This is a genomic window from Porifericola rhodea (assembly GCF_030506305.1).
Classification (GTDB): Bacteria; Bacteroidota; Bacteroidia; order Cytophagales; family Cyclobacteriaceae; genus Catalinimonas; species Catalinimonas rhodea.
Genome location: NZ_CP119421.1, coordinates 5,082,439 through 5,107,286 on the forward strand (window position 1 = coordinate 5,082,439; position 24,848 = coordinate 5,107,286).

The 24,848-nt window shown below is 42.5% G+C and carries 17 protein-coding genes; 2 read left to right on the forward strand and 15 right to left on the reverse strand.

Annotated features, from left to right (window positions below):
* Positions 1-114: 114 nt before the first annotated feature.
* The gene (locus tag PZB74_RS21015) at positions 115-1,575 is read right to left on the reverse strand and encodes a trypsin-like peptidase domain-containing protein (protein WP_302239248.1); all 1,461 of its coding nucleotides are present in this window, start codon (positions 1,573-1,575) and stop codon (positions 115-117) included.
* 103 nt (positions 1,576-1,678) lie between these two features.
* Here PZB74_RS21015 and PZB74_RS21020 point away from each other — a divergent pair, with 103 nt between their 5' ends.
* Complete coding sequence (locus tag PZB74_RS21020; RefSeq protein ID WP_302239249.1) at positions 1,679-2,161, forward strand: GAF domain-containing protein; 483 nt, start codon at positions 1,679-1,681, stop codon at positions 2,159-2,161.
* Here the strand turns inward: PZB74_RS21020 and PZB74_RS21025 are convergent.
* From PZB74_RS21025 to PZB74_RS21085, 13 genes are all read right to left on the reverse strand, one after another.
* Positions 2,158-6,300: a DEAD/DEAH box helicase gene (locus PZB74_RS21025; protein WP_302239251.1), complete on the reverse strand. Its 4,143-nt coding sequence runs from the start codon at positions 6,298-6,300 to the stop codon at positions 2,158-2,160. The two genes, PZB74_RS21020 and PZB74_RS21025, sit on opposite strands and share 4 nt — an antisense overlap.
* A gap of 64 nt (positions 6,301-6,364) precedes the next feature.
* Positions 6,365-7,309: a ComEA family DNA-binding protein gene (locus PZB74_RS21030; protein WP_302239254.1), complete on the reverse strand. Its 945-nt coding sequence runs from the start codon at positions 7,307-7,309 to the stop codon at positions 6,365-6,367.
* Positions 7,309-8,376 (reverse strand): hypothetical protein, encoded by a 1,068-nt coding sequence (locus PZB74_RS21035; RefSeq protein ID WP_302239256.1) that lies wholly within the window; start codon positions 8,374-8,376, stop codon positions 7,309-7,311. The genes PZB74_RS21030 and PZB74_RS21035 overlap by 1 nt, the downstream gene beginning before the upstream one ends.
* A 116-nt stretch (positions 8,377-8,492) precedes the next feature.
* On the reverse strand, positions 8,493-9,875 hold the full coding sequence (locus PZB74_RS21040) for an AGE family epimerase/isomerase (protein WP_302239258.1): 1,383 nt from the start codon (positions 9,873-9,875) through the stop codon (positions 8,493-8,495).
* A 3-nt stretch (positions 9,876-9,878) separates the two neighbouring features.
* The gene (locus tag PZB74_RS21045) at positions 9,879-11,027 is read right to left on the reverse strand and encodes a bile acid:sodium symporter family protein (protein ID WP_302239260.1); all 1,149 of its coding nucleotides are present in this window, start codon (positions 11,025-11,027) and stop codon (positions 9,879-9,881) included.
* A gap of 89 nt (positions 11,028-11,116) precedes the next feature.
* Positions 11,117-12,574, reverse strand: coding sequence for a mandelate racemase/muconate lactonizing enzyme family protein (locus tag PZB74_RS21050; protein WP_302239262.1), 1,458 nt, complete (start codon positions 12,572-12,574; stop codon positions 11,117-11,119).
* 33 nt (positions 12,575-12,607) lie between these two features.
* On the reverse strand, positions 12,608-14,035 hold the full coding sequence (locus PZB74_RS21055; protein ID WP_436837116.1) for a mandelate racemase/muconate lactonizing enzyme family protein: 1,428 nt from the start codon (positions 14,033-14,035) through the stop codon (positions 12,608-12,610).
* Positions 14,036-14,066: 31 nt separating this feature from the next.
* Positions 14,067-15,002, reverse strand: coding sequence for an RraA family protein (locus PZB74_RS21060; protein ID WP_302239264.1), 936 nt, complete (start codon positions 15,000-15,002; stop codon positions 14,067-14,069).
* A 134-nt stretch (positions 15,003-15,136) separates the two neighbouring features.
* The gene (locus PZB74_RS21065) at positions 15,137-16,417 is read right to left on the reverse strand and encodes a mandelate racemase/muconate lactonizing enzyme family protein (RefSeq protein WP_302239266.1); all 1,281 of its coding nucleotides are present in this window, start codon (positions 16,415-16,417) and stop codon (positions 15,137-15,139) included.
* Between the two features lie 75 nt (positions 16,418-16,492).
* On the reverse strand, positions 16,493-17,347 hold the full coding sequence (locus PZB74_RS21070) for an RraA family protein (RefSeq protein ID WP_436837117.1): 855 nt from the start codon (positions 17,345-17,347) through the stop codon (positions 16,493-16,495).
* Between the two features lie 164 nt (positions 17,348-17,511).
* A complete protein-coding gene (locus PZB74_RS21075) occupies positions 17,512-19,038 on the reverse strand; it encodes a SusD/RagB family nutrient-binding outer membrane lipoprotein (RefSeq protein ID WP_302239270.1) in 1,527 nt (508 codons plus the stop codon).
* A gap of 12 nt (positions 19,039-19,050) precedes the next feature.
* Complete coding sequence (locus PZB74_RS21080) at positions 19,051-22,623, reverse strand: SusC/RagA family TonB-linked outer membrane protein (RefSeq protein WP_436837118.1); 3,573 nt, start codon at positions 22,621-22,623, stop codon at positions 19,051-19,053.
* 11 nt (positions 22,624-22,634) lie between these two features.
* Complete coding sequence (locus PZB74_RS21085; protein WP_302239271.1) at positions 22,635-23,639, reverse strand: FecR family protein; 1,005 nt, start codon at positions 23,637-23,639, stop codon at positions 22,635-22,637.
* Between the two features lie 326 nt (positions 23,640-23,965).
* On the opposite strand from PZB74_RS21085, the gene PZB74_RS21090 reads away from it, so the two are divergent.
* Positions 23,966-24,184 (forward strand): hypothetical protein, encoded by a 219-nt coding sequence (locus PZB74_RS21090; RefSeq protein WP_302239272.1) that lies wholly within the window; start codon positions 23,966-23,968, stop codon positions 24,182-24,184.
* Positions 24,185-24,199: 15 nt separating this feature from the next.
* On the opposite strand, the gene PZB74_RS21095 is transcribed toward PZB74_RS21090, so the two are convergent.
* Entirely contained in the window at positions 24,200-24,817 is a 618-nt protein-coding gene (locus tag PZB74_RS21095; protein WP_302239273.1) for an RNA polymerase sigma factor, read from the reverse strand.
* Between the last annotated feature and the right edge of the window lie 31 nt (positions 24,818-24,848).

Below are 24,848 nucleotides of genomic sequence, written 5' to 3' on the forward strand. Positions count from 1 at the left end.
AATGGTACTATATAACATCAGTTTTACTGAAGTAGAAAATACCGAGGAAGACACAAACAACAATACATAATTTTGTATTATTTATACCTTCCTCAGTAATTTGAAGCTAAATATTTAGAAGTGGTATGAATAATAACCTTTAACTCCTTTTTTGTTTACCCCTTCAATTCTGACTCTTCCTCTAATTCTTGTTAATATATCTTCCACCTCTTTAGGGCTGTTTACAGCATATTTATTAATTGCAGTAATTACAAAACCTTCATCTATACCCAGCCTTCTGATTAAGCCGTTATTCACTTTGTTAATTTTTATGCCGCTCTCAATGCCTAAAAGGTCGGCTTCTACTTTAGAAACATTTTCCAGCTCTGCCCCTAGTCTTTCGGACTGGTAAATATCTCTGGTAATTAAAGTAGTTGTACCCTCCCGGTTTGTAAGCTGAAGGTTTAGCTGCTTAATTTTATTATCTCGCTTATATACTACATCAATTTTGTCACCGGGACTATGGTAAGAAATCAGTTCTTCAAAATCACTTCGGGATTCAACGGTCTCCTGATTTATCTTTAGAATGATATCACCCTTTTGTAAGCCTGCTTTCTCTGCTGCGCCATAGCGTTGCAAATAGCTGATAACCACCCCATTTACATCGTTTGTATTAAGTTGCTGAGCTATCTCCGCATCAACATCTACTACATCGGCGCCGAAAAAGGCTTTTTGCACCTCTCCATACTCTATAATATCGTCTACAACTTTGCGCACAATATCTACTGGTACCGCGAAGCCATAGCCTGCATATGACCCAGTTCGTGAGAGTATAGCAGTATTAATACCAACCAAACTACCACTACGATCTACCAATGCCCCACCGCTGTTTCCGGGGTTAATAGCAGCATCAGTCTGAATAAAAGACTCTATAGGAAATTTGCTTTGCAATATGTTAATTTCTCTACCTTTTGCACTTACAATTCCAGCAGTAACCGTAGAGTTGAGGTTAAATGGATTACCTACTGCCAGAACCCACTCCCCTACTTTTAGGTTGCGGGAGTTACCGAGGCTGATAGATGGCAAATCATCAGCCTCTACTTTTAGTACCGCCAGATCGGTAGAGGGATCTGTACCTACAACCTGGGCAGCATAAGTTCTTCGGTTGTGTATTACTTCTATACGGGTAGCATTATCTATTACATGGTTGTTCGTAATGATAAAACCATCGCGAGAATATATAACACCAGAACCACTACTTACCTGTTGGTTAGTTCTTCCTTCAAAGAATAGTTCTAACCAACTGCTACCACTATATTCGTTTTCGGCAATTGTCTTGATGTAAACTACACTAGGTGTACTTTTAGCAGAAGCCTCAGCAAAGTCTTCGCCTATTGCATATTTACTTTTGGTAGAGGTTTCTTCTTCTTTTTCGTGTGTGGCAAACTGCAAATCTGGCAGACTAGCGTTAGCCTGACCTGAAAAATTTACTGTTGTGCTGGTTTCATTGTCGGTGAAGCTAAGCTGCTGGTAAGTAAATGCTCCCGCTATTCCTGAAAAAAAACCAACGAAAACAACAATAATGACGTTCTTCATATCTGTTGTGTTTATATGTTAAGTTTTAAAACAAGATGAGCAAAAATAGTGCATCATCTTCACTTAAAATTCATAGGATTTTGAATATAATAATTTGAATGAAATGGCAGAAGAATTAAGCATCGCACAAGGGGTAGAAAAAGCACAAAAATACGAGCAGCTCTTACCTCAGATAGAAGGTCTGATTAGTGGAGAAAGCAACATGATAGCCAATCTGGCCAATGTATCCGCGGCTTTAAAGCAAACTTTTAACTTCTGGTGGGTAGGCTTTTATCTGGTAGAGGGAGAAGAGCTGGTGCTCGGACCTTTTCAGGGGCCTATTGCCTGTACCCGTATTAAGCCTGGCAAAGGGGTTTGCGGCACTTCTTACTCTGAAAAGAAAACTCTGATAGTTGAAGATGTAGATAAGTTTCCGGGGCATATTGCGTGTAGTGCCGACTCCCGATCAGAGATAGTAGTACCCGTCATTAAAGATGGACAGGTACTTATGGTTATAGATGTAGATAGTGAGCAGCTCGCCAACTTTGATGAAGTTGACCAAAGGTATCTGGAAGAGCTAGCTCAAATGATTGCTAACAGAGCTTAATTGCTCTGGCTATCAGCAAAAATAAAACGGTTGATACCTTCTTTTACCTGTTCATTTTGCTGCCAGTACTGTCTGCTATAGATATTCTTAAACTTCCAGTTTTTCTCGCTAAGCAGGAAAGGTCGGTAAGCATGAATATCTTTAGCAGATTCGCTCTGATAATAAATATCATCGTCGGTATTGATTAAACCGATATATCTTTCATCTCCGTTTTTCAGGCTTAGGTCAGCAAATGGCAGCTCTCTTTTGGCATTGTAATTTTCCAGTTCTTCACCAGTCCATTGCATAAGTTTGTTAGCAAGAAACCACTCCACATGATGATCCCCCAGTGAAGGAAGAGTCGGAACGTATTTTTGGTTGGATACCTGCCATGCATACTCCAGATACTTCTTCAATAATTTGGGTCCCTCATTCTTAGTTTGGGACACATCCATTTGTTGAGGCATAATACTGGTAACCAGATAAATCTTCTCTTTTGCTCTGGTAATAGCTACATTCAGTCGGTTTTCTCCTTTGGCCTGATTTAGGCTACCAAATTGCAATATAAGTTTGCCCTGTTCATTGGGTGCATAAGCGGTAGAGAATATGATTATGTCTCTTTCATCACCCTGCACATTTTCTATATTTTTAACAAAAAGGTGGTCTGGTAAGACAATGTTTTCAGTCAGTGCAGCGGTCTCCAGATCGTCCTGTATTAGCTCTTGTTGTTTAAGGTTAAAACAAATAACCCCGATGGATTTTGCAGGTTGCTTTTGTATAAGCTCTTTAATCAATTTGACTACCTGTTTACTTTCTACCTGGTTTACCTGCTTGCTCCAGCTTCCATCCACTTTCATATACTCAATGGCGGGCTCTCCATTATTAACATCATAATAGTCAGGTAGCAAACGAAGCTTATCGTTATAAAAATGATGGTTAGAAAAATCAATGAGGTCAAGTGTGCGGCTACGGTAGTGCCCTTTAAGCTGTAAACTTTGCAAATAGCCCTGCGCGAGTTCCAGTAGCGAGGTAGCTTCTAATGCCACAGCTTCTTCTACATTTTCACTTTCATCGTCTTCCCAGCGCGCCTGATACAGATCGTTAGGACTCAGTTGCTGACTATCACCAGCCACTACCACCTGCTGCCCCCGATACATAGCAGGTATCCCCTTTTCGGCAAAACATTGGGAGGCCTCATCAAAGATAACCAGATCAAACATCGGCTTATCTGCCAGAGGAAAGATGGCCGATACTGTTTCGGGTGAAGCTAGCCAGCAGGGAATAAGGTTGAAAACCTCATCCTCAAAGGTGCCAATTACCTTTCTTAAAGGCCAGATTTTACGTTTTTTGTTAATCTGATGATTAAGGTCACGATATGTGACCATGTTATTAAGACGATTGTATTCTACATCATAATAAGTACGTTCGCGTACCTTCATATGCAAAATCTCCTGACTAATTTTCAGTTTTTCTTCTATGCATTGCTGTAGCTCATGCTCCAGGTCTTCCATTTGCCTGGACGAAACCATTCTCAGCTGAGGAAATTTAGCTTCCAGATGGTCTATCCAAGCCAGGCGAACACTATTCTGAAACAAAGCAACCACACCCTCTTCGGACCGATCTTTGGTTTCATCCAAGAGGCGTGTGATCACTGCTTTTTCATACTCTTCAAGATTATAATTTAGTGTATCAAAATCGCTAATCGCATCAAAATCACGATCCAGTATTTTTAAAAAGTCCTCACTATGTTCTTTGGTGATCAACTTACTCACCTGTGCGGGTGAGAGGTATACTTCCCAAGACTTAATACGTGGAGCAATAGTCTCCAGCACATTTAAAAGGTTATGAGTACGCTGGTATAGCTCTTCATAAGAAATCTTTTTGATGTTAAAGTACTCATTGAAGTTTCTTAATGAATGAAATATCAAGGTAGCCTGAAGCGCCTTTTTCTGATGTTCAAACCATTCCAGAATGATAGACTTATCAAACTGCTGAGACGACTCCTGGTCCGGCACATCTTTGATCCACTTTTTATCCCTAAGCTTGGTTAAATTATGTTCCAGGTTAAGGCGATTGTCAACTTTTTCTCCTAAAACCTGAAAGTCTTTCTTGGTATCCCCCAGCTCATTTTTGGCTAAGATCTCGTTAACATAAGCTTTGTCTTTAGAAAACATTTTCCACCACATCCAGCTGAAGAAGCCATTTCTTGCGTCTTCGGCTTCGGAAACAACTTTCTGACATTTGCCTAGATCGTCAACATCAAGATGCACCTCCGGACCGCTACCTTCGTAACACTCAGCGATAATACGTTCAATATTTGACAACCATAATGGATCAGCATCTTTATCCACATTAGGCACCATATGGGTAAAAAAGTCAAAGGCCTTTTCTTCCTGCAGCAAGTCAATAAATTCCGAAATTTCAGCCGAGCGCTGCTGTAAGTTTTCACAAACCACAAAATCCACCTTTGTCTTCAGGCTTTTCTCTACTTTCTCTTCTATCTCACGCTTAAACTCAGGAATGTCTTTGACAATCTCACGTATTTTCTTGAGGTCTTCAACAGCATAATTAACAAAGGGGTTGCGATCGTAGAGGAGATAACTTTCTCTTTCAAACTGATTGGAATAAGCGGTAAATGTTCTCAGTTTTTTAAGGAACGGTTGCATCTCAGTAATACTAAAGTTCCTGTACTCCTGCTTCATATTAACTGAAGGCAGATCAATATCAGAAGTTAAATACAACTCTTTAATAGCTATGCCAGCTTCTCGTTCATCAAAAAGGGCGTTTTTAAAATCATCCAGTTCATCACATATTTGCTCGATACGCCTGCTGTACTGAAGAAAGTTTCTTTCCAGATAGATAGTATCCAGACTGTTATTTTTGTGCTGATACTCATAGAGCGAATCAATCTGCTTACTAAGCTGATTGTAAATTTCTCTTCTGTCATTCTTAAAGTCGTGCACTAAAGCCACAAAAGGATGTATATCTTTCTCTTCCAGCCGTCTATACACCACATCTAAAGCCGCTCTTTTTTGGCATACTACCAATACCCGTTTTCCCTGGGCTATATAATCACCTATAAGGTTGGTAATCATTTGAGATTTTCCAGTACCGGGAGGGCCCTGTACAACTAATGAATTTCCCCTTTTAACAGTACGAATAGCTTTTTCCTGAAATGCATCCATAGGAAAAGGACAAAAAATTTGCTCCTCTTTTATGCGGCTGGCATAATCAATATGCTCTTTGCTAAGCTTTTCTTTAAGGCCAAGCTCCAAACCTTCCAGACTGGAGTAGACTATTTTTTCGGTGGTTGCCCGTTTAGAAAAGAACGCTTCTATATCTGGAAGAAACTGGTTATCAATAAGCTTAAGGTAGTCGGGAACCAAATACGACCCTGCCTGAGGAAAAATTCCTAATACCGCTTCCGGGTAAAGCTTCAGTTCTCCCTCCTTCTCAGCTTCGGTAATCTCTTCTTTAGTAAACTCTTCAAAGTTTTGCAGCTTATCTACAAAAATCTCCTGATTAAAATTTACCGTTACATCACTTTCTTTAAAAAGCTGATAGAGGGAAGTCCTAAATATACGGCTGTCCGCATCAAAATCATCAAAGCTTTTCTCGGCGAGCGCTTCATCAAAGCTAAGTTTGTTGTAATATGCATAAGCCAGCAGAAAAGTCTTGTTCAGAGAAACACTAACTTCGTCTCGGATTTTAAGTACCCATTGTAGTCCATATTCATTTGTCTGATGTTGCTCCAGGCTTACAGGAAAAAACATGAGGGGGCAGCGTACCACTGTTCCATCAGCAAATTTACCTCTAACAAATGGCCAGCCGATAAACAAATCTTTAGAGCCTTGTTCATCAAAGAGAAATTTGTCTGTACGAGACAGTTTTTTGAGTTGCTGACTAATCTTATTGCTACCCGAATCACGGCTATCCATTACCGCGCTTAGCGGTATAATTTTACTATCAATCCCTTTAAGATCGTGTGCTCCCCCGGCAATAAGCCACTCAATAATTTTAAAAGATGAAAAGTTGTTAAGAAAATCAAATTTATGCACATCTACGAATTGCTTGGCTACCAGACGAGGCAGGTACAGAGAGCGATTATTACTGGTAATGTTCGTTAATCTCCTAAGATAGGATTGTAATATTTTGTGCATAGTTGATTAATGAATAGAGCTTATCAGTTTTAAAAGTGCGCTATTGGCCATAGTATGTGATTTACTAAATAACTACATAGGGTAAAAGCTTTACAAGCAATTCTTCTTTCATATAGTACACTTCCTTAAGCTGTTCAGTAGAAGAAAAGTTGCCATAAATTCTACGATGATTCATAATTGACTTTGCCAATTCATAATCAATATAAGGATGGCTAAGCAAAGTTTTAAACTCAGCTTCATTGATTTTGATTTTTTGAGGGCTAAAGTTTTTCTGTATAAAAGTATAGTTGTTCAGAGATTCCAGAGCCATATCACTGATATGAAAAATTTCTTTTAATTGTGCTTTGCTATGAAACCCACCTAATTTATTACGGTATTTGATAATGCGTGCGGAAAGTTTATCCCCTATGCCTCTTAAAGTTTTTAGCTCTGAAGAGTCTGCAAGGTTAATATCCAGAAGTTGAGGTTTGTACTCTGCTGAAGAAGTCTTACTACTTACAGTTACTTTTTGAACAGCTTTTGGTTCTGAAAAAGGTTTTTTACTACGCTTGGGCTGAGCCTTTTGTGAGATGTAGATGTAAGGCTGAAGTTGAGCATATAAATTTTCAGGAAAACCATAAATTTTAAGCAGATCTCCCTTTTTGTAGAACTTTCCTCCTTTGTTACGATAATTGACTATGCGCTTAGAAAGCTTTTCGCTAACCCCTAACTTCAAAAAAGCTTCATACTGAGCGGTATTTGGGTCAAAGCGGAAAAGCTCTTTGTTTTCTTTTTTAGAAGCAACAAATATGGGGCTTTCTACTATAGCATCATTCAGCAGAGTGATAAGTGAATCCAAAATATATTGATCTTCTGCCTTTGTCTGGTAATGCTGATACGCATTCTTTTCAATATAAATGGTAGTGAATAATGCCAGAGAGATAATAATCATAAGCACAAACACGCCTCTGGTTTCCCTTCTGGAAAAGCCAAAATAATCTCGGACTGCCTGTGTGAGCCACCTTATCATTATTTGACTTTTTCCTGCGGAATTTGAGCTTTAATCTTATCAAAAAGTTTACCTGGCGTATTTTGTTCTGCCTCTTCGTAAATTTGAGCGTGGATTTCCCAGGTATCTGTTTCATCCAGTTCTACCTGCGGCAGTTGAGAGATATGAAAGTAGTTATTTAGCAAGGGCTTACCATCCTGTCTCTTTTCTGCTAGCTGATTGTAAAGCAATACATCAAACTTTTCCAGACCTGCCATAGCTTCAGCAGTGTCCAGATCTTTGGCTACTTTAAAGTCTATAGACCATTTGTTAAGATACCATGCGACATAGTCTACCGGCATATGCTGATCTTTAATTACCAACACTTTGGTGTGAGCAGAATGGTTTTCTAAGTCAGTTGAAAAATCGCTTGTAGTTATTGCTCTCGTAGTAGACTGAGGCATGTCATCGTCAATAGACAACATCACTTTCATATTGCGAATGCTGGCATTATGTAAACGATACAGTATAAATGTAAGAGCAGAAGCAAATATGACAATCAGCAAAGTTACCTGGTTAAGCAGATTCGCCCCCTCCTTGGCTTCTGTACGGTGGATGGCCGTAAGTTGTGCGGTAGCCTCTAAAAAGCTGTCTTCGTTGACAAATAGCTTTTGTATCATCTGCCCTCTCAATTCATTGACATGAGCAACTACTAAAAACTCTTTAATTATTTCAGATATTTCTTTCTGCTGAGTATCTACTTTCTGGCAAAGTGCGGCTTGTGTAGCCTCCCCATCTGCTACTTCAGATGACAGTAACGACTTTAGTTGGAAACTATTTTCTGTCCATTTTTCATTAAGTGTACTTAGTTGCGATAATGCCGGTTCAGCGTTTCCTCTATCTGTTAGCAGTACCAGCTTTAGCATTCTCTGGCTTAGCGCTTCCTGTTGAGCTATCAGCTCTATAAAGTCTGTACTTTTGTTTGTTTTATAAATTATTTTGGAGCTTAAGACGTGCATCAACACCATCATTAGCATAAGGGTAGTGATGGTGATAAGGTACCATTTTTTCAAACTCGCAACACCTGCTTTTGTAGCTACTTCCGACATTCTGAGTGGATTTGTTCAATAGCAAAGCTAGTATTTGCTTCTGATTCACAAATTTCAAATTGCCTGAAGAATCTCTGATGTAAAGTATTTGAAAAAATTAAGTAATTATACCGATTTTAACTATGCTCCCCCCGCCTTTCCGTCATTCTGAGCAGATTGAACAGTGTACGAGCATTATGGTAATTTCCTTTCCAGATATGTGCCTTACGATCTTGTTTTGAAGATGAGTGAGTATCTAAGCCATTGCTATACCAACCTCCATTTTCGTGGTCAATAATATAGGTTTTGGTATACTTCCATAAGCGGTCAAATTCTTTTTGATATGTACTATCTTCTGGATAAAAAGTAGAAAAAAGATAAAGTGAGTTTAAGCCTTCAGCCTGCGACCACCAGTTTTTACGATCATCAACAATGCTTAGCTGTTCATTTTCAGGAAGATAATAGCCACGCTCCAAAATCCCGCTTCGCACAGTATCAATGCCATTGGCGATGGTATGATCTACCATTTGCCTGGCCCGATTAAGGGTAGTTTGGTACTCATACTCTTCTAAAGCTTCAGATGCTTCCAGCAGCAGGTAAGCAGTTTCAATATCATGACCAAAAGATACATGGTCTACTGCATAGTTAGCCTCACGCACTGCTGCTGTTGAGTCTTTGTAAGAAATTGGCTGCCAGTTGTCATAAAAGTATAAACGTAGATAGCCCTGCTCAGATACCATACGATCGCGTATCAGATGAAACATCTCTCGTAGTCTTTCTTCCAGCAGTTCATCTGGCCACACATGATATAGCTCTGTAAAGGCCTCTAACAGATGTATGCTGGTATTTTGATCCTTGTAGAAATAAGTAGGACTTGGAAGATCCTGCTGAAACATACTACTGTCAATTACTACTCCATCTTTAGTAAGTGTGGAAAAGTATCCTGAATTTTTAGGATCATGAGCATGTTCATCTATCCAGCGAAAAGCTTTCTGAGCAAATTCTAAAGCCTCTTCTTCTCCAGACATAGCATAATAAGCGGCCAGTGCATAAACACCAAATGCATTCCCATATACCCGTTTTAGCTTGTTGTCAATATTGCTGGCAAGCGGATTGCCTTCACGGTCCAGCAACCAGTAGAACCCGCCGTCTTGCTGATCCCACATTTTATCGCGCAAAAAGTTATAAGCATGGGTGGCAGCCTCCGCGTACATCCCCTCTTCAGGAAACATTTGAGCAGCTTTTGAGAGTGTCCAGAGGTGTCTAGCCTGGGTAACAATCATTTTTTCCTGACTTTCCATCCGTTGCCAATCATGACTGAAGTTAGTGAGAAAGCCTCCGTATATGCTATCTATAGTACGGGGATACCATACTATTAGTAGATTATCTACTAGCTCAGTATATACTTCTTCATGCAGACTTAGTGTATCTGAATACTGGCTCTTTTCCTGCTCAGGGCCAGACTGGCAAGCAAAGAAGAAGGGTAAAGTAAGAATGATGACAGAAACTTGTCTTAGCATAAATCAGGTCGTTGCTTTGTCGTGTTCAAGTTTTGTTTTGTTTTTTTCCTCCTCCTTCTGTTCTCCATCATCATTAATAGGCTTACCTCTCCAGTAAGTAGCTAATGATGAACCTGTTATATTCATTACAGGACCAAATACTGCCGGTGCCAGCCCTACGGTTGCCACTTTTCCCATCTCCAGGGCTATACCCGATGCCAGTCCACCATTTTGCATACCTACCTCCAGGGCTATGGTACGGCAGTCTCTTTCAGCCATACCTGAAAAACGGCACCCCCAATATCCAAGAAAGTACCCGGAAAGATTATGAAATATACCTGCCAGGATAAGAACAAAGCCTATGTTGAGCAACTCATCTCTTCCGGCAGCAGTAATGATGGTGATGATATAAGCGATACCAAACATAGAGAGGATAGGCATAGCATCATCCAGCCATTTCATTTTACCATGGAAAAAATAATTAAATACCAGACCCGCTATCACTGGCAAAATTACAATTTTTACTATACTCCACATCATACCTAAAGTATCAATCTCTATAAACTGGCCTGCCAGAAGTTGCATGAGCAAAGGGGTCATTAAAGGTGCCAGAAGAGTAGACACTGCTGTAAGAGTAACAGATAGTGCCAGATTGGCCCGAGCCAGATAAGACATCACATTAGAAGCCAACCCACTGGGAGACGAACCGATAAGCACAATTCCAGCCGCAATCTCCGGGGATACGCCTAATGCAGTGGCCAGACCAAAACCTACAAAAGGCATAATGGTAAATTGACAAAGTATGCCTATGAGCACGCCCTTAGGCATTTTTACAACCCCTACAAAGTCGTTTAAACTCATGGCGGTGCCCATACCAAACATGATCAACTGAAGCAAGGGCACAAACAGGTTTTTAAGGTCAAAGCCATTGATTTCCTGAAAATAGGATGGATAATACATGGCTACCGTAACCGAAGCAAATATAATAACCGTAAATGTAAACCCTTTAAGAAATGAATAGCCTCTGAAGCCAATAGCCAGAGAAAGAAAAAATATTGACAGAAAAGGCCCGGTTTGCTGACCATAGCCTAGTATAAGTAATACAATAAATGCGATAAGGGAAAGGGCAGCAATGCCCAGCATAATTTTGTAGATCGTTTTAGGTTGCTTCATATGTATCTTTATTCAAGCCAAGATTACTGTAAGATAAAAGTAAAAAAATGCCAAACCTAGTAAGGAATGGCACTTTTTAAGGCTGTGGATTAACTCCAGAGCCTATCGGCTGAGTCTATGGTATCCCATTCGGGGGTAGGTGCAAAATATTTGGTTCCTTTCTTCATATGCTCTTTTACTACATCCTCATTAAGCTCTACTCCCAGTCCTGGTTTTTCGGGCACTTTGATGTGGCCATCCTGAACAATTGGCTTTTCTATACCTGTTACCAAATCTTCCCACCAATCAATATCTACCGAATGATGCTCCAGGGCGATAAAATTCTGAGTAGCCGCGGCACAGTGTACATTCGCCATCATTGAAACGGGTGTTCCGGCAAAGTGCATCATCATGGGTACACCATGCTCTTCTGCATAGTCCCCTATTTTTTTGGTTTCCAGTATACCCCCAGAAGAAGCAAGATCGGGATGAATCATATCTACAGCCCTTGCATCTATTAGTTTAATAAATTCTTCTTTCAGATAAATATCTTCTCCGGTAAGTGTTGGTGTGGTGATATTATTTGTAATTTCTTTCCACTTTTCTGTGTACTGCCAGGGAATTAAATCTTCCAGATAAGCCAGACGATAAGGCTCCAGCACCCTACCCAGACGAATGGCTTCATTGGTATCAAAATGTCCGAAATGGTCGGCAGCCAGAGGAATTTCGTAACCTACCACATCTCTCACCTGCTTAACATATTCTGCCACTTTCTCCAACCCGGCATCGGTAACCTGAATGCGTGTAAAAGGGTGGGCTGTAGTACCATAGCTACCGTATTCTCTGCTCCACTGCTGCCCTATGTCATACATCTTTTTATTGATGACAACATTGTCTTCATCTTTCAGCATCTGTATACCAAAATCCATTTTAAGAAAAGTAAAACCTTCATCTACCCGAGCCTTCATACGTTTGGCATATGTGATAGGGTCTGGTGAGCCTGCCGTGTCGCAGTACAGCCTTACTTTGTCTCTAAACTTACCTCCTACCAACTGGTATGCGGGCACATTGTAAGCTTTACCTGCCAGATCCCAGAGGGCCATTTCTACACCACACACCCCTCCGGCCTGACGAGAGTGCCCTCCAAACTGCTTTATCTTTTTGAAGATACGATCTACATTGCAAGGGTTTTCTCCCAAAATGCGGCTTTTTAGAAATAGCGCATACTTAGGGCTGGCATGATCTCTAACCTCTCCCAAGCCGTATATTCCCTGATTAGTATCTATCCTAATTACCGGACAAGGCATAGGTGCATTCGCGATCTCAACAACTCTCAGGTCAGTGATTTTTAAATCTGATGGATTGGAGCTCCGATTGACTTTTTGCATGCTGTATTCTAAGGTCTCTTCTACGGAGCGATGCATAAATCCTCCCAGAGCGAGCCCACCTAGTCCGGCTTTTTGCAAGAAATCTCGTCGGCCATTTTGTGCTTCAGAAATATGGTCTCCTCCTTCCTGTTTTCCTTTTGAAGGTAGTTTAAATAATTGATGTAATTTTTTGGTATTCATAGTATTTAGGTTGTTGATGTTAAAACAAAATAATCAGCTCCATAGTCGGTCCCAGGAGCGTATCTCGTTCCATTCTTCTGTAGGCGCAAAGAATTTTTCTCCTTTTCTCAGGTGTTCTTTCACTACATCTTCATTAAGTTCTACGCCTATGCCCGGCTTCTCCGGTACATTGACATAGCCATCTTTCACAATAGGTTTTTCCACGCCTGTAATCAGGTCATCCCACCAGCTTTTGTCAACTGAATGGTGTTCCAGCGCAATAAAGTTGTAAGTAGAAGCTACAGCATGTACACTGCCCAGGAAAGAAACCGGTGAAGCAGCATGGTGAACAGCCATAGCAATACCATATTCTTCTGCCAGATCTCCGATAAGTTTAGTCTGTAACAAGCCACCCGCACTACCCGGGTCTGGATGGACAATATCTACTGCTTTTTTGGTAATGAGATCATAAAAGTTCTCTTTGTGGTAGATATCTTCGCCTGTCATAGTGGGAGTGTCAAGAGCGTCAGAAATGGTCTTCCAGTCCTCAGTATGTTGCCAGGGCACCATATCTTCCAGCCAGGACAAAGTGTATGGCTCAAAAGCTTTGCCCAGCTTAATCATACTATTGACACCCATATGCCCAAGATGGTCAATTCCCAGAGGCACTTCGTAACCTATTAGCTCTCTGGTTTTGGCAATGTACTCTGTAAGCAGGTCTACTCCTTTCTCAGTAATCTGCACCCGTGTGAGGGGATGCATGGTTTGGGTATAGCTGCTTACATCCAGATCGGACCAGCCACGCATTTCTCCCCAATGCGATGTATTGGTAAGGGCACCAGGGATATCTTTGATCAGCCCAATACCAACATCCATTTTGAGGATTGTATAACCCTGCTCCACCCTGGCCTTCATTCTTTGGGCAAACTCGTCAGGATCATTTACGGTGGGCGTATCTACATAGATACGCACTTTATCACGGTACTTGCCTCCAAAAAGCTGATATACTGGTACACCATAAGCTTTACCTGCCAGATCCCAGAGGGCCATTTCTACTCCGGATACACCTCCTCCCTGCCTGCCATGCCAGCCAAACTGCTTTATCTTTCTGAAAATACGCTCAACATTGCAGGGGTTTTCTCCTAAAATCCGGCTTTTCAGAAAAAGGGCATACCGCTTATCAGCTCCGTCTCTTACGTCTCCCAGGCCATATATTCCCTGATTGGTATCTATCCTCAGCAAAGGAACATTATCGTACTGGGCAATGCGCATATCGGTAATTTTTAGTTCGCTTGGTGCGCTCAGCCTTTTCACCTTTTGCGTGCTATATGCCAGGGTCTCTTCTACCGGGCTGTTTAAAAAAGTTGAACCGATAGCTAGCCCTCCCAACCCCGCCTTTTGCATAAAGTTTCTTCTGCCCTGAGCACTATTCTCCTGAGCAGGATGCAAAAGCTTGCCTATCCATGCTTTCTGTTTTTTCATAATAGGTTGTTGTATGCATAGTAATTGAATGTTACCAGGTACGGTCTTTCATAAAAGCATCAAGTTCCGCACGAGTCATAGGAAGTTTGTCGGGATTATCGTCCAGCCAGCTCAAAAAGTCTTCTTTAATATCATCGGTCCAGCGCCGGTCTATTTCTCCAGGAGTGTATTTCCCCTCTCTTAGCATCTGATGCCCAAACTGGTCTCGCAATGCTATAAATTCTGCATGGGTAATAACTTCTTCAGCCAGATGTGCCGGAATAAAAATGACACCTTCTCTTTTTGCCAGTACTACATCGCCTGGCAGTACAGTTGCTCTACCGATTCGGATTGGCTTGTTGATGCCAGTCAGCATCATATCTTTAATGAAGGAAGGGTCCCAACCACGGACAAAAGCATTAAAGCCTTCAATTTTCTCAAGCCCGCCTAAGTCGCGCAAAGAGCCGTCAAAGATGACTCCATTACCTGATTTGGCATAAATAGAATTACCCAGATTGTCTCCTATGAGTGTTCCATCAATTATTTTTCCGTAACCATCTGCCACATATACATCACCCATCTGTAGTTCGTCTATAGGCCAGGAATTAGAGCCTCCTATGCGCCCCTCTCTTTCTCCCTGAGCTTTGATGTCTTCATCCATATCTGGGCGTAGCGGCATGTATTGCGCAGTAAGAGCACGCCCCACAATAGGCTCATCTTCGTGTATCATCTTCCAGCCCCCATCAAACTGGGCATGGTAGCCTTTGTTTCTCAGTACCCCCCAGGCTTCTTCAATAGAAATATTTTTAGCACGATCCAGTAAGTTTTGAGACACTTTGGGGCGCCCATCTGGATAGCGTTCCCCTTTCCAGTCAGATGTAAGCTCAACCATAGCCTCTTTGGTCATGGTAATAAACTGCGCAGAAGCAGGGGTGCCGGAGCACAGCAGTACGAGAGAGATGCAGAAGATCCAATAGTTTCTCTTCATTAGAAAGTAGTTTAGTTTGTTGTATAAAAGAATTGCAGTCAGGCAAAAGTATGCTGTTAAAGCTGCTATGCCCACCTATGAACATAGGCATCTGCATTAACATTTACAAATATTAGCATAGGTACGCTAACTGCCTAGGCAAAAAATGGCACTTCTTTGTCCGCGTATTTAGCCAGCCCTTCTTCGTTTATCTCCACACCTATACCCGGCTTTTCAGAAAGAGGGATAAAGCCATCTACTACCATCTCGCCCTCGTAATGGACTATCTCTTTAAACATAGGGTTTTTATGAAAGTAAATTTGCCACTCAAGTATCATAAAATTAGGTACCGAAGCACACACATGGCTGGAAGCCATAGCACCCAGGTAGGAAGCTACCATATGCGGCGCAAAAGGGACATAGTACAAATTAGCCAGGTTGGCTATCCGCTGCGCTTCTCCTAACCCGCCGGCTTTCTGTAAATCAGGCATAATTATATCTACAGAACCCTTTTCCAGTAAGGGCCTGAAACCATGAGCAAGGTAAATATTTTCGCCCGCACAAATAGGTGTAGAGGTAGACTGGGACAAATGATAATAGGCATCACTGTTTTCAGCGGGTATAGGTTCCTCCAGCCACATCAGATTAAGAGGCTCCAACATTTTAGCCACTCTTTTTCCAGTGGTCAGGTCATACCTGCCGTGCATATCAGCACAGATATCTATTTCGGTACCTACAGCTTCGCGGGCCGCTGCCATCTGGTCGTACATGCGCTGCATTTCACCGGGGCTGGCTGTCCAGTTGTAGTGATCATATTTTTTAGGGTCGTTGTACTGGTCCAGGTCAAACTTAACAGCAGTCATGCCCATATCTACTGCTTCTTTGGCGCTATTGGCAAAATCTTCGGGACCAGGAAGCTGACTCTGATACAAGGCTGTATCCATATAGACTCTGATTTTATCACGGTGCTTTCCACCCAGTAGCTGATAAACGGGTAAGTTAAGTGCTTTACCTGCCAGATCCCAGAGGGCAGTTTCTATAGCGGTGAGTACGGCTATATACATACCCGACTGAGCGCCTTCAAAGAAACCTCTGCGCCTTACATCTTCAAAAATACGATGGATATTGAGTGGGTTCTCATCTTTGATTCTATCTCCCATCATCCTGACCAGATAGTAGGTACCAGGCGTGGCATCTACTGCTTCGCCATGCCCTACAATATCCTGATTAGTGTAAACTTTAACAAATAGGCTATGTCCGCTACGAATGTAAGCGCATTTGACATCAGTTATTTTAAGGTCAGAGGGAGCGGAAAACAGATTTTGCTTTTGCACAGCGGCAAATAAATCATTAGCAAAATTGGTAAATAGCGTAAGCCCTAGTGCTCCTGCAGCCCCTTTATTTAAAAACGACCTTCTTGAGTAGTTTGAGTTCATAAGTAATAGCTGATTGACATGATAAATTGTGTGGCATTTTTTTGTATGAAGTGTACCTCTCGTGCAGTGCAATCATCACCATGTTCTGTTTTTCAAAATTTCCTGTATCTGTTCTCGTGATACCGGAAGTTGATCTATGTATGCTTCCAGCCACTGAGAAAAATCCTTTTCTATATCGTCAGACCAGCGAGTATCAATCTGCCCGGCAGTGTACTTCTTCTCCCTTAGCCTTTCGTGGCCAAACATATCCCGCAAACGTACGATTTCAGAGGTCTTTACAACCTGCTCTACCAGGTGTGCCGGTATTACGCTTACGCCCCCTTCCTTACCTAAAATTACGTCTCCGGGCACTACCATCACCCTGCCTAGGTTAATAGGCACATTCATGCCTATCAGGCTGGTGTTATGGTCATGAGAAGGATTATGATGCGAAGGATGATAACTTCTGACAAATGACGTAAAGTGCGGCAATTCTTTTAGTCCTTCTATATCCCGTATGGCACCATTGTAAACAATCCCATTTCCTGAATTGGTGTAGATCGCATTAGCCAGATTATCTCCTATGGTAGGACCATCTGCATGCGCACCGAACTGATCTGCCACATATACGTCACCAGGCTGCAGGGCATCCACAGGCCATGAGTTTTGCCCTTTGATATGTCCTGCTGCATGTCCCTGTTTCAGCACAGCTTCATACACATCTGGCCTGCCCGGCATAAACATAGCGGTATAAGCCCGGCCTACCAGCACACTATCAGGATGTATGCAAAGCCAGCCTTCTTCATATTGATGACGATAGCCTTCGTTTTTCATGACAGCCCAGGCTTCTTCATGAGTTACTTTATTCATACGATGAAGTAAATCGTCAGAAACTTTAGGTCTGCCATCAGCAAAGCGCTCTCCTTCCCACTTTTGAGTATACAGCTGCATCTGCTCTTTACTTATTGTTTGAGCTGCAACTGTATGCCAAGCTAAGGATACGATCAGAAAACAGCTGTAGTATAGAGTATTAATTTTCATGCTGAAGATTAAGGTTGCGTATAAGACTACAAACCTGTCTGTTTACAGTCCAGGTTTGTAGTTCGCCTGATAGTTTAGTCTACATCCCACCAGACTCTGGTTTCCAGATTGTCAGCTCCCTGCCGACTGATTGCCTCCTGAATTTTAGCCGTATTGACTGCCAGCTCAGAAGAAGGATATGTCAGCCTTCTGATGAAGTCTCCACTGATGTCCTGATTGGGAAACGGATTAGGATCCAGCTCAGGGTAGCCGCTTCTTCTGAAGTTGGCAAAGGCTTCCGGCCCGTTTAAAAAAGAGCTTACCCAATACTGAGTGTTGATCTGTTCCAAAGCGTTGGCTCCCTGCAATGGGTTTGCTGCCACATAAGTGTCTATCTCTTCACCAGGGATAGCTGAATCCTCATCATAGGTAGCCATCTGCTCCATATGAGCTCTTATGCCCTGCTCAAAATAGCTGGCCGCATCCCCTGAAATCCATCCACGCTCGGCCGCCTCAGCCATAAGCAGCTGACTCTGACTAGCTGTCACCAGAAACATAGGCGCAGTCTGCTTAACAACTCTGGAACGATCTGCCTGGGCAAACTCATAAAAGCTAGCCAGCCCTAACTCAGCAGCCACCTGTTTAGCAGTTTCGTCATTATTACCCATGGGCATACCAATCTGAATTTCAGGATCGTTTGAACCATTACCATCTGGCCCCGGCACCTGCTCCGGCCCCGAGGCAGCGCCTACATACGTAACTGCTATTGACCGTAGACGGGGGTCATTATTATTTTTAAGGTAATCTACAAAGGGCGCTGCCAGATAATAATTGTTAGCCTCCGTAGCGTTTAAAGTTCTACCTACGCCATTGACATAATTTGCGTCATGCCTGATGTACGCATTATCGTCATTATCTGTAATAACTCCTGACTGCACCGCAGCCTGTACTACCTCGGCAGCCCTGCTGGGGTCTACTTTACTTAGCCTCATTCCGGCTCTCAACAATAGCGCACTACCAAACTTTTTCCATTTCTCTACATCGCCTCCGTATAGTATATCAGCACCTTCTACTTTTCCGTTTGCATCCAGGGCAGCGGTAGCAGCACTAAGCTCATCTATAATTTCCGGATAAATTTCCTGCTGGGTATCATACGTTGGCAAAAAAACCTGATCTGAAAAAGCCTTTCCTGCTTCAAAATATGGAACATCTCCATAGCTATCAGTTAAGAGCATAAAGGCATAGGCCTGTAGGATACGTGTCATCTGATAGAGGTTATTCCTTTCAGGCTCTCCTTCTACCCTGCGGATAATATCGCGGGTGTTCAGTATCACTTCCCGATAATAGTTGACCCACATGGCTTCAGTAGAGTTACGATTATCCTGGTTAAAGTTGGCCCCGGTAATGACTCCCGAATTGGGGGTAATTATCTGCTGCACAATTCCCATATCGTACACCAAGACAGAGCCGGGGAAAGAGGTATTAATAATCGCATCATTGAGTTGAAATATCGGATCAATATTCGTGGCATCGGTTTCGTTGGTGTTTAGCTCATCAAAACCATTATCGCAGGCACTAAAAAATATCAGAAGAACAATTAAATATTTATAGGTGATTTTCATGGTCAATGCTTTTTAGAATTTCACATTAAGATTGAATCCCAGTCCTCTTGTAGTAGGCACCCCGGTAGACTCCAGCCCCACCAGGTTGTCAGAGGTAAAGCCAAATGACTCAGGGTCAATATTAGGTACCCATTTCTTGAGGATAGCTACGTTGTTTGCTACAAAGTTAAGTCTAAGCCCACGGAAAGGCAGATTATCAGGTAAGAAGCGAGTAAAGTCGTAGCCCAGAGATATCTGGCGAAGCTTCCAGTAACCTCCGTCATATACGGCAGGCTCTACTAACTGCTTGGAGCGAACAACCTCCCAATAAGTTTGCGCATCGGTAGCTACATTATTAATTTCTCCACTTTCGGTAACCCCTTCACCTACTACACCACCTTCTCTGCCTTCCAAAGTCATTTTATGCAAACCATGACGAATCGCGTTGAAGTTGGTACCCGATAACATGGTATTACCCAGCTTAAAATCTATAAGGAAAGAGAAATTGATTCCTCTGTAGTTAAAAGAGTTGGTAAAGCCTCCTACCCAATTGGGCAGTGCACTCCCGAAGGTGATCAGATCATCGGTACGGAGGGCTACGCCATTACCTCCGTAAATAATTCGGCCCTGCTCATCCCTTTTGTAACCAAAACCCGCCACCTGCGCCATTTCCTGACCTACAATGTGCTGCAAAAAGCCATTAAATACGTGCCTGCCCGCCGTAATAGTCTCTCCCTGAGTGTCGGTCTGCAAACTCAGTACTTCAGTTTTATTATATGAGCCGTTGAATGTGAAATTCCACTGGAAATTATCAGTCTCTACAGGTACAATATTAACCAGCATCTCTATTCCTCGTGTTTCACTTTCCCCGCTATTGATCAAGGTGTTCACAAAACCTGAGGCATCAGATATTTGAGCCTGCACAATCTGGTCTTCGGTATTCTTCTGATACACTGCTACATCAACGCCCAAACGGTCGTTAAACATACGGGTTTCCAGACCGACCTCTATTTCAGAGGAGCGCATAGGTCTCAGGTTCGGATTTGGCACTGTAGTTCCACTAATACTGCCTACGGGCTGCAAGGCGCCAGAGGGAGAAGGGAAGAGGTTAGCATTAATATCGTAAAAGAGCACGTCTGAATAAGGAGGAACATCTGTATCGCTACCTACTTCGGCATATGCTGCTCTTAACTTACCAAAGCTGAGCCATTCAGGGCTGTTGTTCAGGCTTTCGGTAAAGACATAGCTGGCAGAAACTGATGGATACATAATGCTACGGTTTTCTGCGGATAAGGTAGAGAACCAGTCATTTCTAAGTGTACCGGTAAGGAACAGCATATCCCGGAAGGATACTTCTGCTGAACCGTAAAGGGAGTTGACCCCTCGTTCACTCAGCCCGTAAATAGGATCTTTTACCCTGCCATTTTGGACGGTATACAAATCTCTGATCACAAAGTCGGTGACGGTAACATAATTCCTGTCCATACGGCGATACATCATATTCCCACCCAGATTAAGGTTGAAACCTATATCTCCGAACTCACGATAACCTGATACCAAAAAGTCTCCGTTGATTTCTCTGAAACGACGCGACTCCTGAGAGTACATACCATTGACAAAACCTTCTGGCGCAGGAGGGCGAGAAGCCTGTCCGGTAGGAAAGTTGTTAGCATCATAGTCTCTTGACCAATAGTCCTGTCCTACCCGTCCCTGTACAAACAGCCAGTCTGTAAGATCGTAACGTAGTGCCAGATTTCCGAAAATACGATCGCGCCTTACATTCTGAAATTGCTCCGCTAGGGTAAAATACGGATTGGTACGATTACGGAAACGAGAGTACACAAACTCATTACCATTAGCATCGTACTTTTTCTCATCCAGCAGATCAAGGGGCATAGAGTTCGCCAGATTATAGACTGCTACCGGAATGGTATTATCCTGCTCTCCAACGTTAGGCGGATTTTCGTTATGCTCACTAGAGTAATTGACACTACCGCTAACCTTAAGTTTATCTGACAGATCGTAATCAAAACCCAGGTTAATGGTATTACGCTGATACTCATTATTTGGCACTACTCCCTGACTACTCAAGTTAGATATAGATAGATTGAAACCTCCATTTTCTCCTCCACTGGCAAGGGATATGGTATTGGTCAGGTTCTGGCCGTTTCTAAAAAACTTGTCTATTCTATCTCTTACTGGTACATAAGGCACCTCTACCCCATCAAAAAGAATTTGTGTCATACCGGGTTCAAAGCGCTCACCAAAAGACCACTGCCCTGAGGTAGGATTAGGTGTGGTAGGTCGTACTCCATTTTCTCCCTGCCCGTATTCATACTGATAATCTGTAAAGTCCAATGGGCTTTCATGGGTATAGTTGAGATTGTAGGTAACGCCTATTCCCTGTCGCTCGCCTCTTTTCTTGGTGGTAATCATAATTACCCCATCTTTGGCACGAGAACCATAAAGTGCTGCCGCGGCAGCTCCTTTGAGTATGGTCATGCTCTCTACATCGTCGGGGTTGATGCTGCTAAGACCGTCGCCACCATCTGAGGTAATACCACTACCTGTGGGGCCAAGCGCATTGGGGTCTTCTCCCCGGGGGTTAGTACCAAAATTAGAGTTATCTATAGGCACTCCATTAACCACTATCAGCGGATTGTTCTGACCAGAAATAGAAGATTGACCCCGGATACGAATTTTAGAGGTTCCTCCCGGTCCGGTACCTAAAGATGATATATTAACACCTGGCACTTTGCCCTGCAAAGCATTCATCAGGTTGGGCGTACGGTTTACCGTTAACTCTTCGGGAGCTACAGTAGCAGTAGCATAACCCAGCGTACGCGAATCTTTCTCCAAACCTAGTGCCGTTACCACTACTTCTCCGAGTTCCTGCACATTTACGGGCATATCAATGTTTACTGTTGACCTGCCATTAATTTCCACCTCTCTGCTGAGGTAACCTACCAGCGAAAAAATAAGCGTAGTAGCATCATCAGGAGCTACCAGTACATAATTACCATCAATGTCTGTTACTGTACCTATGGTTGTTCCTTTTACCAGTACATTTACTCCTGGCAGCGGCGCCTGACTTTCCTCATCTACCACTTTTCCGGAAATATTCTGCTCCACTTCTTTTTGGTTAAGCGAAGCCGCCATAGTAGCTAGAGAAGCGATGAGCTCAGGCTTAGCTATATCTTTACGAACCTGCCCTTCTTCAGTCTTTTTCTGGTTTAACTTTTTTAGTTTCTGAGCTTTTTCTTCTTCGCTCAATATAATGTAGGTCTGGTCATCTATCCTTTCAAAAGTAAGGTGCGATGTCTGCAATATCTTTTTGAGGTTAACTTCCAGCTCATCATTGAAGTTAAGTAGCACATTGACCGTTTTGCCTTTCACATTCTTCTTTTCGTACAAAAAAGAAGCGTCGTATTTCTGTTGTAGTAATTCAATAAGCTGTTCCAGCTGTTTGCTGGAATCTTCTGCCTGTCGGTTGTGACTGACCGGCTGATGGGAGGCCAGGGCCTGAGCTATGCTACCGCCTGCAGGAAAAAGTAAGAGCAGGGCCAGCCACCAGCACAGTTTTGTGTTGTAGAAGGTTGTTTTCATAGTTTGTGTGTTTAAGCATCTGCTGAATAAAAATGTAGCTTATCATGATCTCGTTTTATGTCAATTTGCAGTAGTCTTTCCAGGGCTTGCAGTAGTACATCCAGATTTCTGGCAGATACGCCACCGCTTATCTTTCTGCCTTCCAGCTGCTGCTGATGAAATACGACCTGAAGTCCGTAGTTATCTTCCAGAAGGTGAGCAAGCTCCGTTAGGGGGCTGTCGTCAAAGTAGAGCATTTGCTCTTTCCAGGCACTGAATTTTTCTGCCTGCACCGTCTTTTTAGAAACCTGCCGGGTAGTTTCCGAATACTCCACCATTTCGCCTGGCTGTAGCAGTGTAGCATCCTGGGCGGTCTTAAACCTTACTTTACCACTTTCAAGTACTACCTGCGTTTTGTTTCTCCGGCTATGCACGTTAAAAGATGTACCCAGTACTTCTACCCTACCACCTTCTTCAGTATGCACACTAAACGTATGTCGGTCTCCCTGTATGCTTCGCTCTATCACATGAAAGAAAGCTTCACCGCTGAGCATCACCTGCCGTTCGGCACTCTGTAGGTTTCTGATGTCGTAGCTGAGTAAAGAGTTTGCATTAAGCGTTACTTCTGACCCGTCGGGAAGCACAAAAGAGCTGGTTTGCCCATAGTCAGTTTGCAGACGCATATGATAAGAGGCTTCCAGCACCCACCATGCAGCCATAGCAACAATCAATAGGCTTACTGTTGCAGCCAGTCCGTGGTAGAAGCTTATAATACTACCCCACTTACTTCCTCCCTGATGATCTATCTTACGATTCAAACTTTCCCAGGCATCATCTACCACTTCGGGAGCAAGACTTTGTTTTTTAAACTTCACACCTACTATCATCTGCCGGGCCTCTTCGGCAAGGGCTTTCTGCTCCGGATGTATCTCCAGCCAGCTTTTCCACTGCTGGTAAGCATCTTCATCCTGCTGCCGGGCATATTGCTGAAAAGAGTCATCTTCCAGTAAGTCGTACAATGTATAGCTTGCTTTCACATCCTGAGAATTAGTGGTGCTTTATAGGGAGGAGCATCCTGACTAATTTTTATACTCACTTTGCAGGTAAAATTTTTAACATCGCACACTTATTTAATTAATCAAAATGTAAAAAAGTCACCTTTTGCTAATGATATATCTAAAGAAGTAGCATAAAAACCTTTCTCATTACACTAAAAAGCTCATTATTTTATTCAAAAAATATATTTCAACTTTATACTTACCCCTTAGTATTTAAGCGTCAAGCACTTAGCTTAGCACAAGAATTGTAAAACTACTTATTCATTTGCCTCGTATTTTTGAGCAGCGAACGACTAAACAACTGCATGGGTATATTTAAAAGAATCAGACAGCTACTACAAAAAAAAGAAAGGCCAGCTACTACCTCTGCCAGCTGGAAGGTAGACTGGGTAGACCAGGAAGGAGAGAAAGGGACGTATGATACTCAGCTTACAGATATGGTAGAGGCTGAATGGAAATTTAACTACCTCTTTGACGAAGAAAGACGTATCATCAAGATGCACAGAGATGAACCACAAGGCTAAATACTCTGATCCCTCCTAAATTATTAACAAATAACTTATCAGGGCTAAAGAGAGTAGCAATGACAATAGTACGAGCGAACGTAGCTCATCTTCCTCTCTGAGTTTTTGGATGGCCCTGTGTATCAGGTTTACTACCGATTGGTAATTCATGTCCAGCACCTGAGCAATCTGCTGATAGCTCAGTTCTTCATAATATTTAAGATAGATAACCTCACGCTGGCGCCTGGGCAGGCCGTTCAGTACCTGGCTCATCTTCTTTTTGCGTAGCTCATCAGCCTCTTCTTCCAACAGCAGGTCTTCCTGAGAGAAGCACATCTCACGGGTGTTGATTTTCTCTAGCTGCTGAAAACGTTGATGATATTTTTTCTCCTTATAAAGAGTAGATCTCAGCGCTTTAAAAAGATAGGCTTTTACGTTATGTGCTTCCGAAATAGTTGCCCTGCTATTCCATAACTGAAAAAATAGCTGCTGTACACACTCATGAGCCACCTCTTCATCCTGGCTTTGCCGGTAAGCATATTGAAACAAAGAGTTATAATATTTTTTAAAGAGCACTGAAAAAGCATGCCTATCCCCTTCCAGAAAACTTTTCCAGTAGTGTTGATCTACTATACATGCATCTGCCTGTGCCATGGGTAAATTAAGAGAAGCGCAAAACGATTAC

What these genes read in the sequence shown, in the direction of transcription:
- PZB74_RS21045 (WP_302239260.1), bottom strand. Translation starts at nt 11,027, where the DNA reads ATGAAGCAACCTAAAACGATCTACAAAATTATGCTGGGCATTGCTGCC.
- PZB74_RS21070 (WP_436837117.1), bottom strand. Translation starts at nt 17,347, where the DNA reads ATGCAGCTGTATACTCAAAAGTGGGAAGGAGAGCGCTTTGCTGATGGC.
- PZB74_RS21080 (WP_436837118.1), bottom strand. Translation starts at nt 22,623, where the DNA reads ATGAAAACAACCTTCTACAACACAAAACTGTGCTGGTGGCTGGCCCTG.
- PZB74_RS21015 (WP_302239248.1), bottom strand. Translation starts at nt 1,575, where the DNA reads ATGAAGAACGTCATTATTGTTGTTTTCGTTGGTTTTTTTTCAGGAATA.
- PZB74_RS21060 (WP_302239264.1), bottom strand. Translation starts at nt 15,002, where the DNA reads ATGAAGAGAAACTATTGGATCTTCTGCATCTCTCTCGTACTGCTGTGC.
- PZB74_RS21050 (WP_302239262.1), bottom strand. Translation starts at nt 12,574, where the DNA reads ATGAATACCAAAAAATTACATCAATTATTTAAACTACCTTCAAAAGGA.
- PZB74_RS21040 (WP_302239258.1), bottom strand. Translation starts at nt 9,875, where the DNA reads ATGCTAAGACAAGTTTCTGTCATCATTCTTACTTTACCCTTCTTCTTT.
- PZB74_RS21095 (WP_302239273.1), bottom strand. Translation starts at nt 24,817, where the DNA reads ATGGCACAGGCAGATGCATGTATAGTAGATCAACACTACTGGAAAAGT.
- PZB74_RS21035 (WP_302239256.1), bottom strand. Translation starts at nt 8,376, where the DNA reads ATGTCGGAAGTAGCTACAAAAGCAGGTGTTGCGAGTTTGAAAAAATGG.
- PZB74_RS21090 (WP_302239272.1), top strand. Translation starts at nt 23,966, where the DNA reads ATGGGTATATTTAAAAGAATCAGACAGCTACTACAAAAAAAAGAAAGG.
- PZB74_RS21030 (WP_302239254.1), bottom strand. Translation starts at nt 7,309, where the DNA reads ATGATAAGGTGGCTCACACAGGCAGTCCGAGATTATTTTGGCTTTTCC.
- PZB74_RS21055 (WP_436837116.1), bottom strand. Translation starts at nt 14,035, where the DNA reads ATGAAAAAACAGAAAGCATGGATAGGCAAGCTTTTGCATCCTGCTCAG.
- PZB74_RS21065 (WP_302239266.1), bottom strand. Translation starts at nt 16,417, where the DNA reads ATGAACTCAAACTACTCAAGAAGGTCGTTTTTAAATAAAGGGGCTGCA.
- PZB74_RS21075 (WP_302239270.1), bottom strand. Translation starts at nt 19,038, where the DNA reads ATGAAAATCACCTATAAATATTTAATTGTTCTTCTGATATTTTTTAGT.
- PZB74_RS21020 (WP_302239249.1), top strand. Translation starts at nt 1,679, where the DNA reads ATGGCAGAAGAATTAAGCATCGCACAAGGGGTAGAAAAAGCACAAAAA.
- PZB74_RS21025 (WP_302239251.1), bottom strand. Translation starts at nt 6,300, where the DNA reads ATGCACAAAATATTACAATCCTATCTTAGGAGATTAACGAACATTACC.